The sequence below is a fragment of the Coprobacillus sp. genome, from assembly GCF_984815275.1.
Genome location: NZ_CFJNYH010000008.1, coordinates 17,860 through 39,475, shown reverse-complemented (window position 1 = coordinate 39,475; position 21,616 = coordinate 17,860). Strand labels below are relative to the sequence as shown.

Here is a 21,616-nt window from a genome sequence, read left to right as displayed (position 1 = left end):
AAAAGAAAACAACTTTTTTACATTCAAAAGTTGTTTCAAGTTATTTTTTATCAATATAAATATATGCTTTTGTGACAAGCATTCCCAGGGCATACCCGAAAACAGCTCCTGTTAATGCTCTTCTCAAATTGTTACTCATCATTCCCCAAAATGTTTGTAGACTTCCATCAATAATCATTGGTAACATGCAAAGGAAAATAACATACAAAGGAATTGTTTTTTTGTGTTTATAAGCAATATACAAAGTCATTATAAATAAAATAACAATAAATGTGCATCTATAACACAAAGGAAAACAAAAGCCTAAAATATGAGGAGCACGTTCAGCTATACCATTACACATAGGTATACTTCCAAACTGTGATAACCTCTGATATATAAAATCAATAAGACTACTCATAAGAAACTGTTTCTACAACAGCGTTAAAATCATTATGATTCCAATGAACTTCATCATCATATTGAGAAGCAATACCAACAATTCCACTCATGATACAACGAAACATCAAAACATAAAAAACAATATTAGCAATAAAGCCTTTGATACAAGATTTAGCACGCAATGGATATTCTTTGCTCCATACCAGATATAAGACAAGCCCAACAACTGGAATAAAAAAAGAAAGCAGTGCATAACCAAAACTTGATTCATCATCTGGTTTTTGATATGAACCTTGATAATTCTGATTAATAGGGTTATATCCATTTCCATTATTTTGGTCATGCGAATTGAGCTGTGCACCACAATAAGGGCAGAATTTCACATCTTCTTCAACCTGTTTTCCACATTGATAACAATACATATTGATTCCTCCTTTATATTTTTATTGTACTAAAATCTTATGAAAATGTAAAAGAAAAAAGTGCATATCATAGCGTCTACTATGAAGTTACACTTCTTTAACTATAAAACTTTCATTCCACCATACTTTCTGACTTTCAAAACGTGGCATGATCCTTCACCAAAATATTTCTCAATTTCTCTTTGATATGTGTCTACAAATTCATCTTCAACAAAAACTTGAATTGTTCCTGCAAATCCACCACCATGAATACGGCATACACCATTTGCTCCTAAAATATCTTCTGACAGTGCCAATGCGATGGAAACAGCTTGTTGATCAGTATTATGATTTGAATAAATATTTTGCAGATACTTAAAAGAACTTTCGCCAGAAGCTTTGATTGTCTTTTTAAAAGTATCAAAATCTCTATCATTTAAAGCTGATACAGCTTTCTCTACACGTTTATTCTCTTCAAAAAGATGAATCGTTCTTAAAACAGCTCTATCATTGATTGCGGTTCTTACTTCAGGTAATTTTTTATAGAACTCTGCTTCTTCAACATCTCTCAAGACCTCTTTCCCAAAATATTGAGCCACCTTTTTCATTTCATAAGGAATAGAAGCATAGTCATTTGTCAGATCTGCATGTGATGCATGAACATCAACAATACATAAACTGTGTTTAAATTCCGAAAAATCAACTTCTATCTTATTCACAATTGGATGTTCATTATCCTGAAAGTCAATATGAATAAGACTTCCCACTGAACAGGCACACTGGTCCATAAGACCGCATGGCTTTCCAAAATAAACATTCTCACTATATTGACCAACTTGTGCAATTGTCACTGGATTAATAGACATATTATTATACAGTCCAGAAAGTATTGTCCCAACAACAACTTCAAAAGCAGCTGAAGATGACAAACCAGACCCCTGTAAAACATCACTTGTCATATAAGCATTAAATCCACCAATCTTATATCCTAATTGCTGATATCTCGCACATACACCTCGAATAAGACCTTCTGAACTTTCAACTTCCTGATCTCTTTTTTCTAAATCCTTGATATTTACACCTTGAATATCATAGTCATCAGACAACACCTTAATTGTCTCTTTAGTTGGAGCAACCACAGCAATAATATCTAAATTAATTGCAGCAGCCAAAACTTCACCATGCTGATGATCTGTATGATTTCCACAAACTTCACTACGCCCTGGTGTACTATAAATTTCAACTTCCTGATCACCATACAATGAAATAAATTTTTCAATTGCTTGAACATATCTTTCTTTTTGATAACTTAATAAATGCTCATCAACATAAACATCTTTAAAAATAGAATTATATTTATGAGTCTGTATCTCCTGTATTAATAAACTTGCCTTTTTCATGATTTTATAACCTCAAACTTATATGATGTCATTTCATCATAAGTTTCACCTTTCTTTAATAATGTTGTCGGATTTTCTTCAATATGAATAGCATCTGGTAAATTTTGCGTTTCAATACAAACTGCATCTCTTTCATAATAATGTTGACCATATTTTCCTAAACGTCCATCTAAATAATTAGCTGTATAAATCTGCGCTCCAGGTAATGTTGTAGAAACAGTTAAACGTCTTCCAGTTGCTGGATGTTCTAATATGACTTGATTTTGTTGGGTATTGAAAATAAATGGATGATCAAATCCTTTTCCTAATTGAAGCTGCTTATCATCTTTGATAATCTGCTCTCCTATTGTCGTTGGCTGTAAAAAATCAAAAGCAGTATCTTTTGTTTGTTGGAATTTTCCAGTTGGTAAACCATCTGAATCAATGCATGCATATTGATCTGCTTTCACTTGTAATAAATGATTATAAACATTTTCTTGCTTAGCAGACAAGTTAAAATAAGAATGATTAGTGATATTAATCAGTGTATCCTTATTTGTTGTTGCTAGATAGCGAATATGAAGTGTATCATCTTTTAATTCGTAAATAACTTTCAACTCTAAATCGCCAGGATAACCTTCTTCACCATCAGGTGAAGAATAATGAAATATAATTGTATATCCATCTCTTATTTCATAATCAAAAGTTTGATAACTAAATCCTTTTATACCGCCATGTAAATGATTAGGACCATTGTTAATAGCTAATGTATACTCTTCATTATTTAAAGAAAAATGCCCTTTTCCAATTCTATTTGCAACTCTCCCTACCAACGCTCCCAAATAAGCATCAAGTGTCTGATAACTTTTAAAATCATCATAACCTAAAACAACATCTCCAACATGACCATCTTTATCTTTCATTAAAATCTTTACAATTGTACAACCAAAATTAGAAACTACAATTTCCAATTCATCATTTTGCATAGAAATGAGATCAATACCATTATCTAAACTTTCTATGATTCTAATCATTTTTATTCCTCCTTCTTGTCAAATGATTTTACAAAACTTATAAACGCATCAATACCTTCTTCATTCATTTTAAAAACACCAGCATCTTCTAAAACATTAACAAACTTTCGTGTTAATGATTCAGCAATAATATTATCAACATTATCTTCATTGATTACATAACTTTCTTCAAGTTCCTGATACCATAATTGGTGTTTCTCTAAAACAGCATAATCTTCGATATGAGATTGATGCAAAAGACAGGCTCTTAATAATTCTAACTCATCTTTGAGGCGTGCCGGTAAGATTGCTAATCCCATAACTTCAATCAAACCTATATTTTCTTTTTTTATATGATGCAAATTCTGATGTGGATGGAATATACCATCTGGATACTTTTCGCTTGTACGATTGTTACGTAATACCAAATCCATTTGATATTCAGAATTCTTTCGACGAGCAATCGGTGTGACTGTATTATGTGGAATATCTCCAGTATGAGAAATGATATCTAAAGAAGGAAGTGAGTACATTTTCCATTGTTTCAAAACAGTCTCTGAAAAATCAACAATAGCAGCTTTATCTGATGAAGTTACTCTGATTGTGGATAATGGCCATTTCATGACTTCAATTGTCAATGTTGGGTAATTTTGAAGTTTGATTGTTTGAATAACCTCAGCACCTTCAATTGGAAAAGTGTATCTCCCTCCCTGAAAATGATCATGAGTCAAAATTGAACCACCAACAATTGGCAAATCAGCATTTGAACCTAGCATATAATGTGGAAATATTTCTATAAAAGATAACAAATGTGTAAATGTTTCTTTATTAATAACCATAGGTTTATGTTCTTGGTTAAAAACAATACAATGTTCATTGTAATAAACATATGGTGAATATTGTAAATAATAATGTGAATGATCTAATTCAACAGGAATAATTCTATGAGTTTGTCTAGCTGCTCGATTTAAATCACCTTTGAAGCCAACATTTTCTTTACATAACAAGCATCTTGGATACCCACTTGATTTGATAAGTTTTGCTTTTGCAATCTCTTGAGGGTCTTTTTCTGGCTTTGAAAGATTGATTGTGATTTCAATATTGCCATATTTATAATATCTTTTAAAACGAATATTCTTATCAGTTCGACTTTTTCTAATATAGTTAGATGCAATGGATAAACCATAATAATAATCTGTCGCAGCCTGTGGTTGAAATTGATATCGTTCATAAAATGTTTTCACAACTTCACTTGGTCGAGGCATTAAACAATTCATAATACGTGTATCAAATAAATCCCTTGATGTTATATTATTTTCAATAAATTTTTTTGCAACAGCATAATCAAGCATATTCTCTAAAATAGGTGTACATTCAGATAAAGTTTCATAAATATCTTCCCATTCAAAATCTTCCAATTGAAAAAGATCCAATAACAAATTAACAGTATAATCCTTATCTTCTTCTTGAATCATTCCATGCTCTAACCCAAAATGAATCAATCTATTGATTTCATGATTCATATAAACCCTCCTTCATTATTCTTATATTCTTATTTTAACATATTAGTAAACAAAGTCAATTCTTTTTACTAAATCATTAAATACATTTACTAAATATACAAAGACCTAATATTTATTCAATGAATGATTGCAAAAATAATGATGATACCAAACATGTTGTTTTATTGTATATCAATGAGAGAATATGTTCTTTATAAACAAGGATATAAAATAATAAAATCCTTTATATCTTAATTTGAAATATCATTCAATAAATCACTGTTCTGATTATAAAAAAACAGCATAAAAAATTGACAATATATACTTATTTAATAAAAAATATAATAATCTACATAAGTAAATGACTATATCAAAAAAAAGAAATAACTTTATATTGTTACTTCTTTGCATCAATACATTTTATAACTGACATTTCCCATTTCATTCAACTCAATTATTTTCTTTCTAGAACAGTATCATCCTTATAATATAACTTCATCATATTTTTAAGTTGAAAGAGTGCGCCTATAAGATTGGCATCATTACCATGTTGACATATCACAACTTTTGGTCTATTCAATGGGTAGTCATGATTTTGATAATAACTATTCATTTTCTCAATATATTTATTTATATATTTTCGTAATATTGGTTGTTTAGATATACCTCCACCAATAGCTATCATTTCCGGATCAAATATTGCTTGAAGATTAAATATTTGACGAACAAGCTTATTACAAAAATCATCAATCCCTTTTAAGACTTGTGGATTGTTTCTATTAGCCATTTCAAATATCTCCTTGCCAGTATATTGCTGTGTTGTATTCAGTGACTTTTGTACGGATTTAAGCAATCCAGAACTCCCATTTTCATGACACCATTCATCTTCTTCCGATTGAGTGCAGTATTTTGCAGTGCTTACACATGAAAACTCACCAGAAGCATATGATTTGCCAATATGAACCTTTCCATCAATGATTAAACATCCACCTATCCCTGTTCCAAGAACAATCATTACTGCATCACTTATCCCCTTTAAACATCCAAAACCAAGTTCTGCATACGCTGCACATTTGGCATCATTTCCGATTGTTATTGGCAAAGGGATTCTTTCTTGCAATATCTCAACAAGATTCATATCTTTAATAAAAGAAAAGGCTCCTCCTGTTTTCGCAAAACCAATCTCTGGATTAATGACTCCTGGCATTGAGATACCTATACCACTTATACTCCCTTTATACTTTTCATAAAATGAGTATATAGAATCTAAAAATTGTTCCTTATTTTCTGTAGGCGCAGGTATACTTCCTTTTTCCAAAAATGTCATAGAATCATCAATCAATCCATATTTTATGGCACTCCCACCAATATCTAATGTCAAATAAATCATTTTCCTCTCCTATCCCACTTCAAAACGATCTGTCAAATCTCGGCCATGTGTTGCTATGACTTTCTTATACCAATAAAAAGAATCCTTTCGATAACGCTTTAATTGTTTTAAATCAAATTCTTCTCTATCAACATAGATAAATCCATAACGTTTCACCATACCCTCATGTGTTGAAATCAGATCAATCGCTGACCAAGGACAATATCCCATCATTTCACAACCATCACTGATCGCTAATTGAATCTGTTCAATATGTTCTCTCAGATATTGAATACGATAAGAATCATGAACTCTCCCGTCAACCAATTGATCATAGGCTCCTATTCCATTCTCACAGACAATCATAGGTAATCTATATCGAGAATAAATTTCACGAATTGTTCCTCTAAAACCTACAGGATCTATTTCCCAGCCAAATTCTGTCATTTCTAAATATTCATTTCTGTATGCACGATATAATCCCGCTGCCCCTCCTGTTGTTTGTTGATCAGCAACTGGATTGTCAGTTTCTGTTCCATCACTTTCTTGGCATGTTGCCGTGTTATAGTAATTAAATCCAATAAAGTCTGGATGTCCATTTTTGAGAGCTTCCGCATCTCCATCGGCAAATTCTGGACACGCATCATTCTCTTGAAGATAAGCCCACACAAGGTTGTTATAGACACCATAGACTGATGCATCTAAATATAACCAGTTTCTTATTGCATTAAAATTTTGGGCTGCTATAACATCTTCTGGCCTGCAACTTGCAGCGTACACTAACGAGATATTTAGTGCTGGACCAATTTTTGCATCTGGATTCATGTCATGACATAAAGACATAACTTTTGCTTGGGCTACCAACATATAATGATTTTGTTGGTAAATCTCCTTCATTTCATTTGTACATCCTTTTGGTAAATGAAGTGCTCCAATAACCTGACCCGCTAAAGTCAACATATTTTGTTCATTGATTGTTAACCAATATTTAACTCTATCACCAAAGTTTTTGAATAAGACCCTAGCATATTCAAGAAACCATTCTACTGATTCAGGGCAACTCCAACCACCTTTTTCATCAAGAGCTGCTGGCATATCAAAATGAAACATTGTCACAAATGGAATAATATTGTATTTTAAACATTCATCTATTAATTGATTATAGAATTCTATTCCTTTAGGATTTATTTTTCCAGTTCCTTGAGGTAAAACTCTAGACCAAGAGATTGAAAAACGATATGTTTTAAATCCCATTTCTGCCATTAAAGCAATATCTTCTTTAAAATGATGATAATGATCAGCACAAACAGTCAAATCAGAAGTCCCTTCTGGCACTTCCTTCACATCTTGGCACGATGGTCCTTTCCCATCAACAAGGTTCGCACCTTCTACTTGATATGCTGAAGTACTCGCACCCCAAAGAAAATCATTATCAAACTTTACTAATTTTTTGTGTAACATAGTTCCTCCTTTATATACTTACCTCTTTCACCAGCATCCTTTTGAACAACTTCATGAACATCCCTAAACTTGGTCCAAATATAACCATTCCTATCACTGTTCCTATACCTATAGACCAAGGAATATCAGTAAAAAGAGTCATTACAATAATAATTGCAAACGAAAGAATATCAGCACATTGTCTTATCACATGAAACTTTAATGGAATCATTTTTGTAAGAGCATCACAAAATCCCTCTAAAGCAAAAGTCACTTCATCTAATACCATAATGAAAGCAACACCAACAACACAAACTTCAGTAGATATAATATACATGATGATTCGTCCTATAAAAGATTCAAATGGAAATATAAGAATATCATATAATACATAATTGATAACAATTCCAAGTAAGACACTTAATGGTATTTGTAAGAATTGAATCATTTTAAAATCTTTTCTTAAGATAATGATTTGTCCTAATACACAAACAATATTTAAAATCATCCCTAAAGTTCCAACCTCAATCCCAGTCAAAGAGTTAAGGGATGCGCTTAACGCATCCCATGCACCAACTCCTACATTCGCCTTCAGTGTAAAAGCAAAACCAATGCCGACAATCATAAAACTAAAAATAATCATGAAGTATTTTTTTATTTGAAGACTCATCTTATTACTGTCTGACATACGCTTTCACAAAACGAATTGTTTCTTCACTATCATATGGTCTAATTGTATATTCTTTTGCTTCACTTGGTAGAATGAATGTTTCTGCATAATGGACAATGAATGGTTCAAACGCATCAGTTGGACTTTCAACAACTGCCTGTGTCCCTTCAACTAAGTTCAACATGTGAACACCATCTTCACAATGATGATATGTTTTCTTTGAAGAAGTGAAGCGTCTTGTTTCAATAAATTCTAACTCATGCAAACCAGTTCTTTCTTCCAAATAATCATCTTCTTCATGAATAATCTGAATATTATTCACAAGATTATCCTTAACCCATTGTGTTGTACGATCCCATTGAATATTCTTTGCACCATCCTCAATATGAATTGGACGAGGGAGGCCGTCTAATCCTAATCGATCCCAATCCCACAACTTAAATGTGAAGATATATGGTGTTGCACTAATTTCTAAAACCATACAGTTAGAAGATGAACAGTGAACTGTCCCAGCTGGAATTAAATAATGATCATGTTTTTTCGCTTCAAAGAAATTCACATATCGATCTGCATCAAAAGACCCTTCACCCTTTTGTGCTTTATTTAAATCATCAATCATTTCATGAGGTTGAATATTATCCTTTAATCCTAAATAAACACCACCACCATCTTGACAATCCAATATATAATAACTTTCATCTTGAGTATAAGTCATCCCAAAATGTGATTTTATATATTCAGTCAGCGGATGCACCTGAAGACTCAAATTCTGTCCACCAATTGTATCAAGAAAATCAAAACGTATAGGAAACTCTGCTCCAAAACGACAATATGTTTTCATACCTAATAACTCACGTGGCTGGTACAATACCAAATCCATTGCAGGAATCTCAATACGTGTCTGATTATATTTTAAATAAAGACTGTTCTCTTCTGGAACACCATCAAAACTCCACGCAAAGTTATCTTGTTTTGAATCTAAACCACAGACTTCCTTCATCCATTGACCACCCCAGACACCAGGATCAAAATAAGGCACTAATCGAAATGGACGCTTTACAATTTGCCTTAATCCTGATCTCAACGCTTCACCTGTCAACATTTTTGGATTCCTTTTGATATTGCTGTCAATGAGATAATCTATATGATCAAACATCTTCATTTTTTGCTTATCAGCAATACGCCATTCAATGAAGAACCCTCTTTTGATTTTTCTCAAAGTATCTTCATCTTGATTATCTTGTTTAAAGTTTGGCATTCCTTCTCGATAACGGCATTGGATTTCCCATCTTGCCATATCACAATATATATAGAGATCACCCTGAGATATTAAACTTGCTCCAACCCCATAAATTAAAATTCTTTGCTTTGAAGACAGGACTTTTTTCATTTCAATACACTTTTGCTGATCTACAAAATCTTCCATCTTTCCATAATACATAACACCACGGACACGATCTTCAGTCAAATGCGATGCCATCATCTGACTCAACTTTTCTTGATTATAGAAAATATCTTCACTTCTTATCACAATTTCTGGATCATAAATATCTTGAATCATTTCCAAGATTTCATCATCAACTCCTGGATAACACTCTACAGTCATACAAAACTGAGATTCTTGACTATATTTTTCTAATTCATTTTTAATACCTTGAACATCAGCAAAGACTTGATCATCAAAACCATTTATTTTTATTTCAGGATATTTATCATAATTCATTTCACATCATTCCTATCTTTTTTCAAATTCAATTTGACCATTTCTTTTATATACACGATATCCAAATTCTCTTTTTTCAATAGCGTGATAATCATGTCCAGCTGATGTTGGCCAACATGCACCAACTTTTAAATCTTCATCACCTGTATTGACCAGTCGATGAGCAATTCTCCCATCAATATGATGTAAAGACCCTTCATAAACTTTTTCAGCCCAAGTATGACCTTCTTCATCCATCAACAATAATAATCCTACACCTGCAATTCCAAAATAAATTTCTGCACAATCTTTATTTACATGGAAATGTCCTTTTGTCATATTACATTCATTATGTGAATAAACAGGTTTCAACACTGTTAAGCCCCAATTCAGATTTCCTAAAATATCTTTTCCTTTTGAATATGAATAAACTTCATAGACAATAGGATCATCCTCTCTTTGTTTTTCATAAAGATAATTCACTTCATGATATCTTTTTGTATAGCTCTCTATATCCTTACCTTCTAATACACCATTTTGAATATGATGTATCACTGATGGTTCAATGACTTTCATAAATACCTCCTAGGGAATAAAATTTTCCCACTTTTCCTTTGCCAGTTGTGGCTGTGATACAAATAAGAATAAATCAGGATTTTCAACAAATTGCTGATAAATCGGAATTCCTTTACGAATACCAAATTCTTCATATATTCTTGGTTCTTTCACAATTAGCTGACTTTTCTGATAAAATTGATTTGCTATAAAATCAATTCTGTTTTCATTCACAATCGGGAACCAGGCGACCCCCTTATGTGCTCTCACTTCATCATAATCAAATCCATAATCTCTTACACACCATGCTCCAAAAGTGAGATTTTGTGTTATATCAGCAACAATTGTGGCATGTGCCCATCCCGGTGGGACAATCACAATATCACCTGGTTTTGCATAAACCGCAAAGCATCTTCCAGGATGATCTTGAGCAGTTTCCTGCATGTAAATATAAGCAGCACCACTCCAAATTTCATAAACTTCACATGTCGACATTCCACAAGATGGTGATACAGCATGAATGTGCCCTTGTGAACGAATTGGCTCTTTTCCTAATGTTCCTTTCGCATATGTCACTGCTCCATACAATAGATTTCGTTCAATCATATTTTGCTTATCGTCATCATTTCCTACATCCATCGCAATAGAGTAAACAACTGCAGGACCATCACATGTTGGCTCCATAAGATTCTTTCTTATAGCATCTAAACTTCTATTTTCAACTTCTGGTCCAAAAACATTTTGACCATATTGAAAGCCCAATGGTTCATAAGTTGGTTGAATATCAAATCCAGGATTAAACTTCATATTTAAGCCTCAGTTTGTCCAACTTGTTCTTGTTTTACCAATTGTTTATCATACATTTTTACAAATGGTAAGTAGATAAATGTTCCAATAATAACATTGACAATTTGTACAACTGCTCCCATTGGTGAACCAGTAATCAACCAACCTGAAATCAATGGAGGTGTTGTCCAAGGAATATCTGCACCTAATGGATAAGGGCATAATCCTGACTGCATGAATCCCCAAGTCACAAGCACAAAGACAGCCATTGTCACAACCCATGGAATCAATAACATAAAATTCAATACAACTGGTGACCCAAACACAATAGGTTCAGAAATATTAAAGCATGCTGATCCAATTGATAATTTACCCACAGCTTTTAATTGTTCACTCTTGGCACTGATTAAACAAGCAACAATCAAAGATACAAATTGCATCCAAATGAAACCTGTAAAGAATTGACCAGTAAAAATGTATTGAGGTGATTGTCCACTCTGTACAGCAGTTAAGTTTGCAATCATGGCCGCATTCCAAATTGGCGTCATAACAGAACCAGCAATATTTTGTCCATGTAACCCCATAAACCATAAAACCTGAATAAAAACAACAATAATAATTGAAGCAGGCAAACTTGTTCCCAATGCCATCAATGGTGTTTGGAAAACATTGAAGAAGAATGTATGTACATCTCCAAAAGAAGTAAATGACATTCCATACCTTACTGCTGCAAACACTAAGAATGTTGCTAAAGCTGGAATCAGCATTTTAAATGGTTCAGCTACCATTGGTGGTACTGACTCTGGCAATTTAATCGTCATTTTAGAGTTCATTAATTTATTATAAATAACACCTCCACCAAAACCGACAATCATTGCAGTTAATAAACCTTGTCCTCCTAACCATGTCATGGGAATATATGCAAATGCACCTTCCTCATTCCAACCCATAGGAGTCACAATTAAGAAACAGCAAATCATAACAATAGCTCCAAAAATACCTTCATGTTCTTCTTGTCTTGTATAATAATAACCAATAACACCAGCCAAGAATAATGCAACGATGCTTAATGTTGCACTTGACATGGCATCCAAGAAAGTAATAATCTCATTCAAAACATCAGCAGGAACAACATAATCAATGAATGGGAAATACGAAATAATTAATGCAATTGACCCAGCAATAGTCAATGGCATAACAGCAATAAATGATTTTTGCAATACCTTTAAGTACTTATTATTTGCAATCTTAGAACCTATAGGCATTAAAATACCTTCTAACTTACTTTGGAATTTATCCATACCTTTCTCTCCTCCTCATTACTAAATGTTATAACATTACAATGTTATTATAGCACAACTTATCAAGAATGCAATACTTTTATGTTAGAATGTTATAACATTCTAACATAAAATAAAAAATAAGATACTCAGTACCTTATTTTATTTCAAATCTATAACAAGTTCATATCCATTTGCAACATATCTAGAATATGTGTACTCAATTGGTATATCTTCAGAACTGCCCATACGAATACGATTCATAAGAGCCTCATTTCTTGTAACACCAAACATTTCTTTTTCTTTAGCAGTCATAAGAGCAGCAGTGATTTTCTCTTTAACATGTGTAATTGGATAGCCTGCTTGTTCAAGTTTTGCATACATAGATCCACTAAAATCTGTTTGATCATCTACTGGAACAATTGGATTGATATAAGACTCATAATGAGTCACAGGTTTTTCATCCACATATGTTTGACGAGTTAATTTCAAAACTGGTCGATTAACTGAGACTCCAAAGAAATAAGCAACATCAATAGGAGGTGTAGCATATTCAACGCTGATCACTCTTCGATCATTTGCATTATTTTTTTCTTCCACACCATTAAAAGAAGATTGAAAAGAAGTTGCTACAGTATTTTCACGCTTTAAAACAATAGTGCCTTTCCCTCTTTTTCTGGAAATCAGTTTAGCATTAATAAGTTTGTCCATAGCCTGACGTACTGTTACTCTAGAAACCTCAAACTCTTCCATCAAAGCCATCTCACTTGGTAAAACTTCACCTTCTTTGTAATCACCATTAAGAATGCGCGATTCCAAGATATCATAAAGCTGACTCCATAATGGTTTTTGTCCACTTTGAAAACTTAATTTCATGTTACTCCCTCTCTTCATTATAACTTCTTTTTATTATACACTATATTACCAATTTTTGTAAACTCTCATATATTATTCTTCAAAACCGTTAACTTTAGTTACATATTCGAACCAATCTGCACTCTTTTTACGTTTTGTTTCACCAGATTTCAAATCATATTCATAAAAACCATAACAATTTTTAAACTGATTCGATGGTGACCACAAATCAATAAATGACCACATATTATAACCTACAAGATTAACCCCTTCCTGTATTGCTTTATGAGCCCATTTTAAATGTTTCTTTACATAATCAATACGATAATCATCTTGGATTTGTCCTTCTTTATTCCTAAAACGATATTCATCCTGAATACCCATACCATTCTCTGTAATTCTCATTTCTGGATTTCCATATTTTTCTTTCATCAATATTAATGTATCATAAAGACACTTTGGATAAATCTCCCAGCCACGATCAGTATTCATTTGACGTCCATGCATAATATAGAGTTCACTAAATGAATCAAATGTTATTGGTGCTTCAGAATTTCTTTGATAAGTAGGACATTTCACTCTTTCAGGACTATAAATATTTAAACCTAATACAGAAATTGTATTGTTCGCTATGAAACTAGCATCCTCTTCATGAACTTCTATGTGAGCACCATATTCCTTTACAAAGGCTAACCATTCTTCATTAACTTTACCAAGTAACAAGGGTTCCTCATAAGACAATTGCATCATCAATTCCACACGATGCTTTGCTAAAAGATCTGCAGGATGCTGACTCCTTGCATAAATATGTCCATGATTCAATACAGTTCCTATTTTTCCTTGATAGTTTCCTTTCTTAAAAACATCTACAACCTTTGCATGAGCAACAACCATGTGATAAATCGCATTGCTTGCTAAATTCCAATCTAATAAATTTGGATAGCACATATCATTTTGATACTTAAACATCACATCCACAATTGGTTCATTATATATATACCAGATATCTACATAATCACTAAATAGTTCAAAACATTTTTGACAATAATAAACAAACGGTTCAATAACATCACGTTTCGTAAACCCACCTTGCTTTTCAAACATTAAAGGCATATCAAACCAATATAAAACAATTGATAGTTCCATCCCTCTTTTTTTAAAAGATTGAAACATGTTCCTATAAAACTCGACAGCTTTTTGATTGATAGTTTTACCATCAGGTAACAATCTTGCCCATAGGATAGATGTTCTAAAACTGTTATGACCAATATCCTGAGCCAATTGAGCATACTTTTCATAATCCTCATACCAATTTAATGTTTCACTTGGACCAACCTCATTAAAAAAACGTTCAGGTGATAAACGATAGTATTCGTCCCATACTGTTGGTGCCTTCCCATCTTTATCAAATGCTCCTTCTGTTCCTTGAGCCCAAACTGCACTACCCCATTTAAAATTTTCTGGAAATGTATATTTCATATTTTTATCCTCTCATAATGTTAATTTTATTGTAATATTATAACATTATGACTATAATATATCATATATCTTGAAATTGTCAATCATTTCCACAGTATTATTATTTCTTTTTCATCCGCTATCAAATATTTAACTATAAAGACTGATTTTTCATTGATGACAAATAACTGGTAAGAATACACAATATAGGATATCGACTTATATAATACAAATCGGGGATAAATCAAAAAGCTTACTCTTATAAAAGTCATAAGAATAAGCTTATCCAATCTTTATAACAAGAAGATTATCTATCTTCTTTTTTTAACGCCTCATCAATTGCTTGAGCAGCTGTTTTTCCAGCACCCATTGCCAAAATAACAGTTGCAGCCCCTGTCACAACATCGCCACCTGCATAAACGCCATCTTTAGACGTTTTCATTGTTTCTTCTTCAACAATAATTCCGCCCCATTTTTGCGTATCTAAACCAGGTGTTGTTTGTCTAATCAATGGGTTTGGACTTTGTCCAATGGAAACAATAACTGTTCCTGTTTCAATAACAAAGTTAGACCCTTCTTTAACAACTGGTCTTCTTCTACCGCTATCATCAGGTTCACCAAGTTCCATTTCTACACATTCCATTGATTTCACCCAGCCATCTTCACCTTCAATCTTCACTGGATTTGTTAATAACTTAAAGATAATACCTTCTTCTTTTGCATGATGAACTTCTTCAGCACGAGCAGGTACTTCCTCAGCACCTCTACGATAAACAATATATACCTCTTTAGCTCCTAAACGTTTAGCAGTTCTTGCAGCATCCATCGCCACATTTCCTGCTCCTATGACACACACTGTATCACTTATCTTAACAGGTGTTGGATGATTTGGAAATTCATACCCTTTCATCAAATTGACACGTGTTAAAAACTCGTTAGCAGCATAAACACCATTTAAGTTTTCGCCTGGGATTCCCTGAAAACGTGGTAATCCTGCCCCACTTCCTACGAAAATAGCTTCGTATCCTTGTTCTTGTAATTCATCAATTGTTATTGATCTTCCCACAACAACATTGGTTTGAAAATCAACACCCATTTGTGCAACTCCATCAACTTCTTGTTGAACCAAAGCTTTAGGCAAACGAAATTCAGGAATACCATAAGAAAGAACTCCCCCAGTTTTATGCAATGCTTCAAATACTGTAACATCATAACCTCTTTTGGCTAATTCCCCAGCACATGTAATTCCTGCTGGTCCACTTCCTACAACAGCAACCTTTTTACCATTTTTCTCAATTTTTATGTTTGTTTTTTGTCCATGATCACGATGATAATCAGCTACAAATCTTTCTAAACGACCTATACCGACTGATTCACCTTTAATAGCACGTACACATTTCCCTTCACATTGATTTTCCTGTGGACAAACACGTCCACAAATTGCTGGTAAGGCATTTTCCTTAGTAATAATGGCATAAGCTTCTTCAAAATTTCCTTTTGCCACTTCTGAAATAAATTCAGGAATAGGAACACCCACAGGGCATCCTTGTTTGCATGGCTGATGTCTACAATTTAAACAACGTGTTGCTTCTTCCATTGCTTGTTCTTTTGTATAACCTAATGAAACCTCATCAAAATTCTTATTTCTTACATCAGGTTCTTGTTCAGGTATTTTTACTTTTTCCAATGACATATTTGGCATTACTTTACACCTCCCATTAAGTTACACATACGGTTTGCATTCTCACTCACAGTATGTTCTTCTTCTTTAAACATTCTTTGACGGGCAATCAATTCATCAAAATCAACTTGTAGACCATCAAAATCAGGTCCATCAACACAAGCAAATTTAATCTTTCCATCTACACTTACACGACAACATCCACACATACCAGTTCCATCAATCATAATCGGATTTAATGAAACAGATGTTTTGATGTTATGTGGTTTTGTAACACCCACAACTGCTTTCATCATTGGTACAGGTCCAATCGCAATCACTTCATCTATATCTTCACCTTTTTCAATCAAGTCAGCTAAGACTTGTGTAACAAATCCTTTACGTCCTAAAGACCCATCATCAGTTGTAATATAGACATTCTTACAGAACTTTTTAAATTCATCAGCCCATAAGACATATTGAGTTTCTCTACCCCCAATAATAACATCTACATCAACACCCATTTCTGCCAAAGCTCTCAATTGTGGAAATAGTGGTGCACTTCCTACCCCACCTGCAACACCAACAACATGCTTTGATTGATGTAACTTTGTTGGTTCACCTAGTGGCCCAACAAAATCTGTTAACTCATCACCTTCATTTAAATTTGATAATTGTTGCGTAGAATAACCAACAATTTGATATATAATAGTAATCGTTTCTTTTTCACGATCAAAATCAGCAATTGTTAATGGGATTCTTTCACCATCTTCACCAACTCGTAAAATAATGAATTGACCTGGCTCACATTTTCTTGCTACAAATGGTGCATGAATCTCCATTAATTCAACAACATCATTTAGTTTCTCTTTACGTATAATTTTATACATTCACATCATCCCCTCTTCATAGTTGTGTTGTATTATATCATATAGTCATATTTTCCGCAATACGACATTGTTTTTTCTTTTATTAAAACTTGACCTATTCCTAATTTATGGATATGATATTTAGGAATGGAGGAAATTATGGATACAAAACTTATATTCTTTGATATAGATGGAACAATTTTAGATGAACATACTCATACTGTTCCACTATCTGCAATCAATGCTATTAAAAAAGCTCAACAAAATGGCCATCAATGTTTCATCAATACTGGCAGACCACGCTCTACAATAGATAAAATTATCACCGATTTACCTTTTGATGGTTTTATTTGTGGTTGTGGAACCTATATTGAGCATCATCACCAAGAACTCTTTCATACTGAACTCAGTGAAGAACAAAGACGACTTGTCATTCAATCATCATTTGAATGTAAAATTGAAGCAGTTCTTGAAGGCAAGGAAGGTGTTTACTTTCCTGAAAACTGTCAACATTCTTTCATCAAAGATATCAAGCATCAATATGAACAAAATGGTTTCCCAGTCTATACATATTCAAAAAATGATTTGATTATGTTTGATAAATATGCTGCTTGGTATTATGAAGACTCAAAAATTGATACATATCGCGAAACTCTTTCACCTTATTTTGAAATCATTCAAAGAGATGTTGATTTCTTAGAAATTATCCCACTGGATTATTCAAAAGCAAGTGGAATACAATTCATTACAGATTATCTTGGAAACTCTCTAGAAAACACAATCAGCATTGGCGATTCTACCAATGATATCGCTATGCTAAAATATACAAAAGATTCTGTTGCTATGGGGAACAGTAATCCATTACTTTTTGATATAGTCACATATATAACAAGTGATATTAATGATGATGGTATTAAAAACGCATTAAAACATTTTAACATTATTTAAAAAAACCTATTTCATATCATAGGTTTTTTTGTGATTTATTTCTTAATAATCATAGTTTCTTTTTCTTTATCAATACTTATGCTTTGATAATTCTGACTATTTGTACAGATAATGAGAGTCGTTATATCATAGTTGGCTTTCTCAATGCTTTTAAAATCAACTTTCATTAATCGATCTCCTTTTTTGACTTTATCCCCCTGTTTAACGTAACTTTCAAAATACTGACCATTTAATTCAACTGTATCAATACCAATATGAATAAGTAATTCTTCACCTTGTTTCGTCTGTATTCCAAGCGCATGCTTCGTTTGAGCAAGCACTACAATTGTACCATCGCATGGTGCATAGATATATTGATCATTTGGAATAATTGCATAACCTTTTCCCATTTTTTCATTTGCAAACGTTTCATCAGCAACCTGATCTAAAGATATCATTTTCCCTTTTACAGGCATTTCTATAACAAGATCAGTTGTCTTTGCTTTGCTCATTCCTAAAATATAACTCAGCACTGCAGCAATCATAAAAGTGCTCACAATACAAACACACATTAACAATAAATTTGCAATTGTTCCATCTGGATTTGCATAGACTGGTAAGGATGTAATTCCTGGCATAACAAAGGCAAAACATTTGGCTCCTAAAAGAGTTGTAAGAGCTCCACCAATACCATTAGCTACCATCGCCGCAATTAGTGGTGTTTTATTTACAATATTGACTGTAAACAATGCAGGTTCTGAAATTCCTAGAAATGCTGAGAAACTTGTCGTGAGGGCAGCAGCTCTCATCTTGCTATCTTTCATATGTAAGGCAGCTCCTAATGATGCTCCTGATTCAGCCATATTATGACAGAATGAAATAGGTAATAGGTAATCATAGCCAAGTGTTGTTATATTTGTAATTTGAATCGGCGATGTTGACTGGTGCATACCACATGTGACAATAAGTGGCATAAAGAAGCCTAGTAAGAATCCTGCCAAAACACCAAATGTGTCAAACATCCATACAATACCATCAGCTAAATAAATACCGCCATACGCCCCAATTGGAGCCAAAATCAGATATGTCAAAGGAATTGTAACAAGCAATGACACCGTTGGAACAATGACCATTTTTAAAACATTTGGAATAAATTTGTCTATAAAACGATAAACCATGGCAAGTAATCCAACTCCTAAAATAACTGGAAATACAGAATCAGCATACTTAAAAACCGGAATAACAAAACCCAAGAATGTAAAAGGGCTACTTCCAGCATCAACGGCTGCCACAAAAGTTGGATACATCAAAGCTCCAGCAACACAGATTCCTAAGTATTCATTCACTTTTAATTTCCGAGCAGAAGAAATAGCCAATAAAAATGGTAAGAAATAAAATGGAATATCTGAAATCAAATTCAGTATCACAAAAGTTCCACTATCAGTAGCTACCCAGCCAAAGCCATCAATCATAGCAATAATCCCTTTTAACATACCGCCTGCCACTAAAGCTGGTAAGATAGGAGAAAAGATACCAGTAACGATATCAAGAATTTTCTGAATATCAAATGTCTTTGTTGTTTTGACTTCATTATCATTCAAACCTCCTAAAAGAGGTTCTATCTCAATAAAGACATCGGCTACCATTGGTCCAATAATAATTTGATATTGATTATTTTTAATCTGTGTTCCAATAACACCCTCTAAATCCTCAATAGCTTTCATATCAGCCAATTCATTATTTTTGAGATTAAATCTTAACCTTGTTACACAATGTAATGCAGTTGTAATATTATCACACCCACCCAAAAAAGAAACAATCTGTTTTGCAAGTTCTTTATTTGTCATATGTCTAGTCCAGTTCCTTCCCATTAGATTTTATACATTTTTGATACCAATAAAAACTATCCTTACAATAACGTTTCCCTGATCCTTGTCCACCATTATCCAAATCAACATAAATAACACCATAACGCTTATCAATAGTTAAAGGCCCACAAGAAACAATGTCAATAATTCCCCACATCGTATAACCAATAATATCAACTCCATCAATAACTGCTTCCTTCATTTGAGTAATATGTGATTTCAGATAATCAATACGATAAGAATCATGAACAGTTCCATCACTTTCTAATACATCAGTTGTTCCCAAACCGTTCTCAGCAATCATTAATGGCAATCGATAACGATCATACATCTTATTCAACGTCACTCTTAATCCTATTGGGTCCATTTGCCAGCCCCATTCACTGGTATTTAAATATGGATTTTTATTTGCCATAATCAAATTTCCAGCTGTTTTTTCCCAAGTCTGATCACTCGTTGAAACTTGTGAAAAATAATATGAAAATGATAGGAAATCTACTAATCCTGATTTGAGAATCTCTGAATCTTTGATATCCATATTAATATGGATATCAAACATATCAAAATATCTCTCCATATATTGAGGATATTCACCACGCACCATAACATCAGTATAAAACCAATTCCCATACTGTTCATCCTGCAATGCTTGTAAAGCATCCTCTGGGCGACATGTGGCTGGATAAGTTTCAAATCTCGCAATCATTCCACCAATCATAACTCCTGGTAACATTTCATGACATAATTTGACTGTCATAGCATTCGCAATCAATTGGTGATGCAAACATTGGAATATAGCCTGATTCATATTTTCTTCTTCATCTTGAATTAAGCAAACACCATCCCAAGGTGCAAAACGACCAGCATTAAATTCATTAAAAGGTAACCAATAATCAACCAAATCCCCCAGTTCTTTAAACAAAGTTTCAGCATAGTGAACATAAAATTGAATAGTTTGACGATTTTTCCAACCACCATATTTTAAAACAAGATTAACTGGAATATCATAGTGTAAAATTGTTGCAAAAACTTTTATACCTTTTTTATGACATTCAGCAAACATATCTTTGTAATAATTGAGACCTTCTTGATTAGGCATTAAATCGTCACCATTAGGAAAAATTCGTGACCAACAAATAGATGTTCTAAATATTTTCATTCCCATTTTATGAAATAAATCAATATCTTGTTTATATTGATGATAAAAATCAATCCCTCTACGATTTGGATAATATGTCACATCCATGTCTTTTAAAGCTTGTTCAAATTCTGCTTTAGAAAACGGACACTTGTGGTGTTTTTCTTCAACCTGTTCACGATTCCAAGATGGATCTAAATAGCGTAGATCCTGTGTAGAAATACCTTTTCCTCCATCTAGGAAACCGCCATCAGCTTGCGAACATGATATTGCTCCACCCCATAAAAAATCTTTATTAAATCCTGTTTTCATATTTTCTCTCCTTTTCATTGAACTAGCTAGTTTTCAATGTTATTATAACAA

19 protein-coding genes are annotated in these 21,616 nt (G+C 33.0%); 1 reads left to right on the top strand and 18 read right to left on the bottom strand.

The genetic code is table 11. The features are described from left to right. Positions 1 to 40: 40 nt before the first annotated feature. The 16 genes from AC5M21_RS04505 to AC5M21_RS04430 form a co-directional block, all read right to left on the bottom strand. Positions 41 to 343: a DUF2085 domain-containing protein gene (locus AC5M21_RS04505; protein WP_017144098.1), complete on the bottom strand. Its 303-nt coding sequence runs from the start codon at positions 341 to 343 to the stop codon at positions 41 to 43. A gap of 49 nt (positions 344 to 392) precedes the next feature. Next, positions 393 to 803 (bottom strand): zinc ribbon domain-containing protein, encoded by a 411-nt coding sequence (locus AC5M21_RS04500; protein WP_302280554.1) that lies wholly within the window; start codon positions 801 to 803, stop codon positions 393 to 395. A gap of 101 nt (positions 804 to 904) precedes the next feature. Continuing rightward, positions 905 to 2,182 carry a galactokinase gene (locus AC5M21_RS04495; protein ID WP_054689313.1) on the bottom strand — a complete coding sequence of 426 codons (1,278 nt, stop codon included), beginning with the start codon at positions 2,180 to 2,182 and terminating at the stop codon, positions 905 to 907. Further along, positions 2,179 to 3,195 carry an aldose epimerase family protein gene (locus AC5M21_RS04490; RefSeq protein ID WP_008790026.1) on the bottom strand — a complete coding sequence of 339 codons (1,017 nt, stop codon included), beginning with the start codon at positions 3,193 to 3,195 and terminating at the stop codon, positions 2,179 to 2,181. The genes AC5M21_RS04495 and AC5M21_RS04490 overlap by 4 nt, the downstream gene beginning before the upstream one ends. Before the next feature lie 2 nt (positions 3,196 to 3,197). Next, entirely contained in the window at positions 3,198 to 4,697 is a 1,500-nt protein-coding gene (locus AC5M21_RS04485; protein ID WP_008790027.1) for a UDP-glucose--hexose-1-phosphate uridylyltransferase, read from the bottom strand. Positions 4,698 to 5,130: 433 nt separating this feature from the next. Next, positions 5,131 to 6,066: an ROK family protein gene (locus AC5M21_RS04480; RefSeq protein ID WP_008790028.1), complete on the bottom strand. Its 936-nt coding sequence runs from the start codon at positions 6,064 to 6,066 to the stop codon at positions 5,131 to 5,133. A 9-nt stretch (positions 6,067 to 6,075) separates the two neighbouring features. After that, entirely contained in the window at positions 6,076 to 7,506 is a 1,431-nt protein-coding gene (locus AC5M21_RS04475; protein ID WP_008790029.1) for a glycoside hydrolase family 1 protein, read from the bottom strand. Between the two features lie 10 nt (positions 7,507 to 7,516). Next, positions 7,517 to 8,173 (bottom strand): YczE/YyaS/YitT family protein, encoded by a 657-nt coding sequence (locus AC5M21_RS04470; RefSeq protein WP_008790030.1) that lies wholly within the window; start codon positions 8,171 to 8,173, stop codon positions 7,517 to 7,519. Beyond that, positions 8,160 to 9,878 carry a class I mannose-6-phosphate isomerase gene (locus AC5M21_RS04465; protein ID WP_008790031.1) on the bottom strand — a complete coding sequence of 573 codons (1,719 nt, stop codon included), beginning with the start codon at positions 9,876 to 9,878 and terminating at the stop codon, positions 8,160 to 8,162. Before AC5M21_RS04465 ends, AC5M21_RS04470 begins: the two co-directional genes overlap by 14 nt. 12 nt (positions 9,879 to 9,890) lie before the next feature. After that, positions 9,891 to 10,433 carry a glucose-6-phosphate isomerase family protein gene (locus tag AC5M21_RS04460; RefSeq protein ID WP_008790032.1) on the bottom strand — a complete coding sequence of 181 codons (543 nt, stop codon included), beginning with the start codon at positions 10,431 to 10,433 and terminating at the stop codon, positions 9,891 to 9,893. 9 nt (positions 10,434 to 10,442) lie between these two features. Next, positions 10,443 to 11,219, bottom strand: a complete 777-nt coding sequence (locus tag AC5M21_RS04455; RefSeq protein WP_008790033.1) for a glucose-6-phosphate isomerase family protein — start codon at positions 11,217 to 11,219, stop codon at positions 10,443 to 10,445. Between the two features lie 2 nt (positions 11,220 to 11,221). Continuing rightward, positions 11,222 to 12,499 carry a PTS sugar transporter subunit IIC gene (locus tag AC5M21_RS04450; protein ID WP_008790034.1) on the bottom strand — a complete coding sequence of 426 codons (1,278 nt, stop codon included), beginning with the start codon at positions 12,497 to 12,499 and terminating at the stop codon, positions 11,222 to 11,224. 141 nt (positions 12,500 to 12,640) lie between these two features. After that, complete coding sequence (locus tag AC5M21_RS04445) at positions 12,641 to 13,354, bottom strand: GntR family transcriptional regulator (RefSeq protein WP_008790035.1); 714 nt, start codon at positions 13,352 to 13,354, stop codon at positions 12,641 to 12,643. 72 nt (positions 13,355 to 13,426) lie between these two features. Next, complete coding sequence (locus AC5M21_RS04440) at positions 13,427 to 14,812, bottom strand: glycoside hydrolase family 1 protein (protein ID WP_054689320.1); 1,386 nt, start codon at positions 14,810 to 14,812, stop codon at positions 13,427 to 13,429. Positions 14,813 to 15,098: 286 nt separating this feature from the next. After that, positions 15,099 to 16,493: an NADPH-dependent glutamate synthase gene (gltA, locus tag AC5M21_RS04435; protein WP_117598887.1), complete on the bottom strand. Its 1,395-nt coding sequence runs from the start codon at positions 16,491 to 16,493 to the stop codon at positions 15,099 to 15,101. Then, the gene (locus AC5M21_RS04430; RefSeq protein WP_008790038.1) at positions 16,493 to 17,341 is read right to left on the bottom strand and encodes a sulfide/dihydroorotate dehydrogenase-like FAD/NAD-binding protein; all 849 of its coding nucleotides are present in this window, start codon (positions 17,339 to 17,341) and stop codon (positions 16,493 to 16,495) included. The genes gltA and AC5M21_RS04430 overlap by 1 nt, the downstream gene beginning before the upstream one ends. Before the next feature lie 138 nt (positions 17,342 to 17,479). On the opposite strand from AC5M21_RS04430, the gene AC5M21_RS04425 reads away from it, so the two are divergent. Then, entirely contained in the window at positions 17,480 to 18,268 is a 789-nt protein-coding gene (locus tag AC5M21_RS04425) for a Cof-type HAD-IIB family hydrolase (RefSeq protein ID WP_054325541.1), read from the top strand. Between the two features lie 35 nt (positions 18,269 to 18,303). Here the strand turns inward: AC5M21_RS04425 and AC5M21_RS04420 are convergent, their stop codons facing one another. Continuing rightward, complete coding sequence (locus tag AC5M21_RS04420; protein WP_054325542.1) at positions 18,304 to 20,094, bottom strand: glucose PTS transporter subunit IIA; 1,791 nt, start codon at positions 20,092 to 20,094, stop codon at positions 18,304 to 18,306. Positions 20,095 to 20,098: 4 nt separating this feature from the next. Next, positions 20,099 to 21,565, bottom strand: coding sequence for a glycoside hydrolase family 1 protein (locus AC5M21_RS04415; protein ID WP_008790041.1), 1,467 nt, complete (start codon positions 21,563 to 21,565; stop codon positions 20,099 to 20,101). Positions 21,566 to 21,616: the final 51 nt, after the last annotated feature.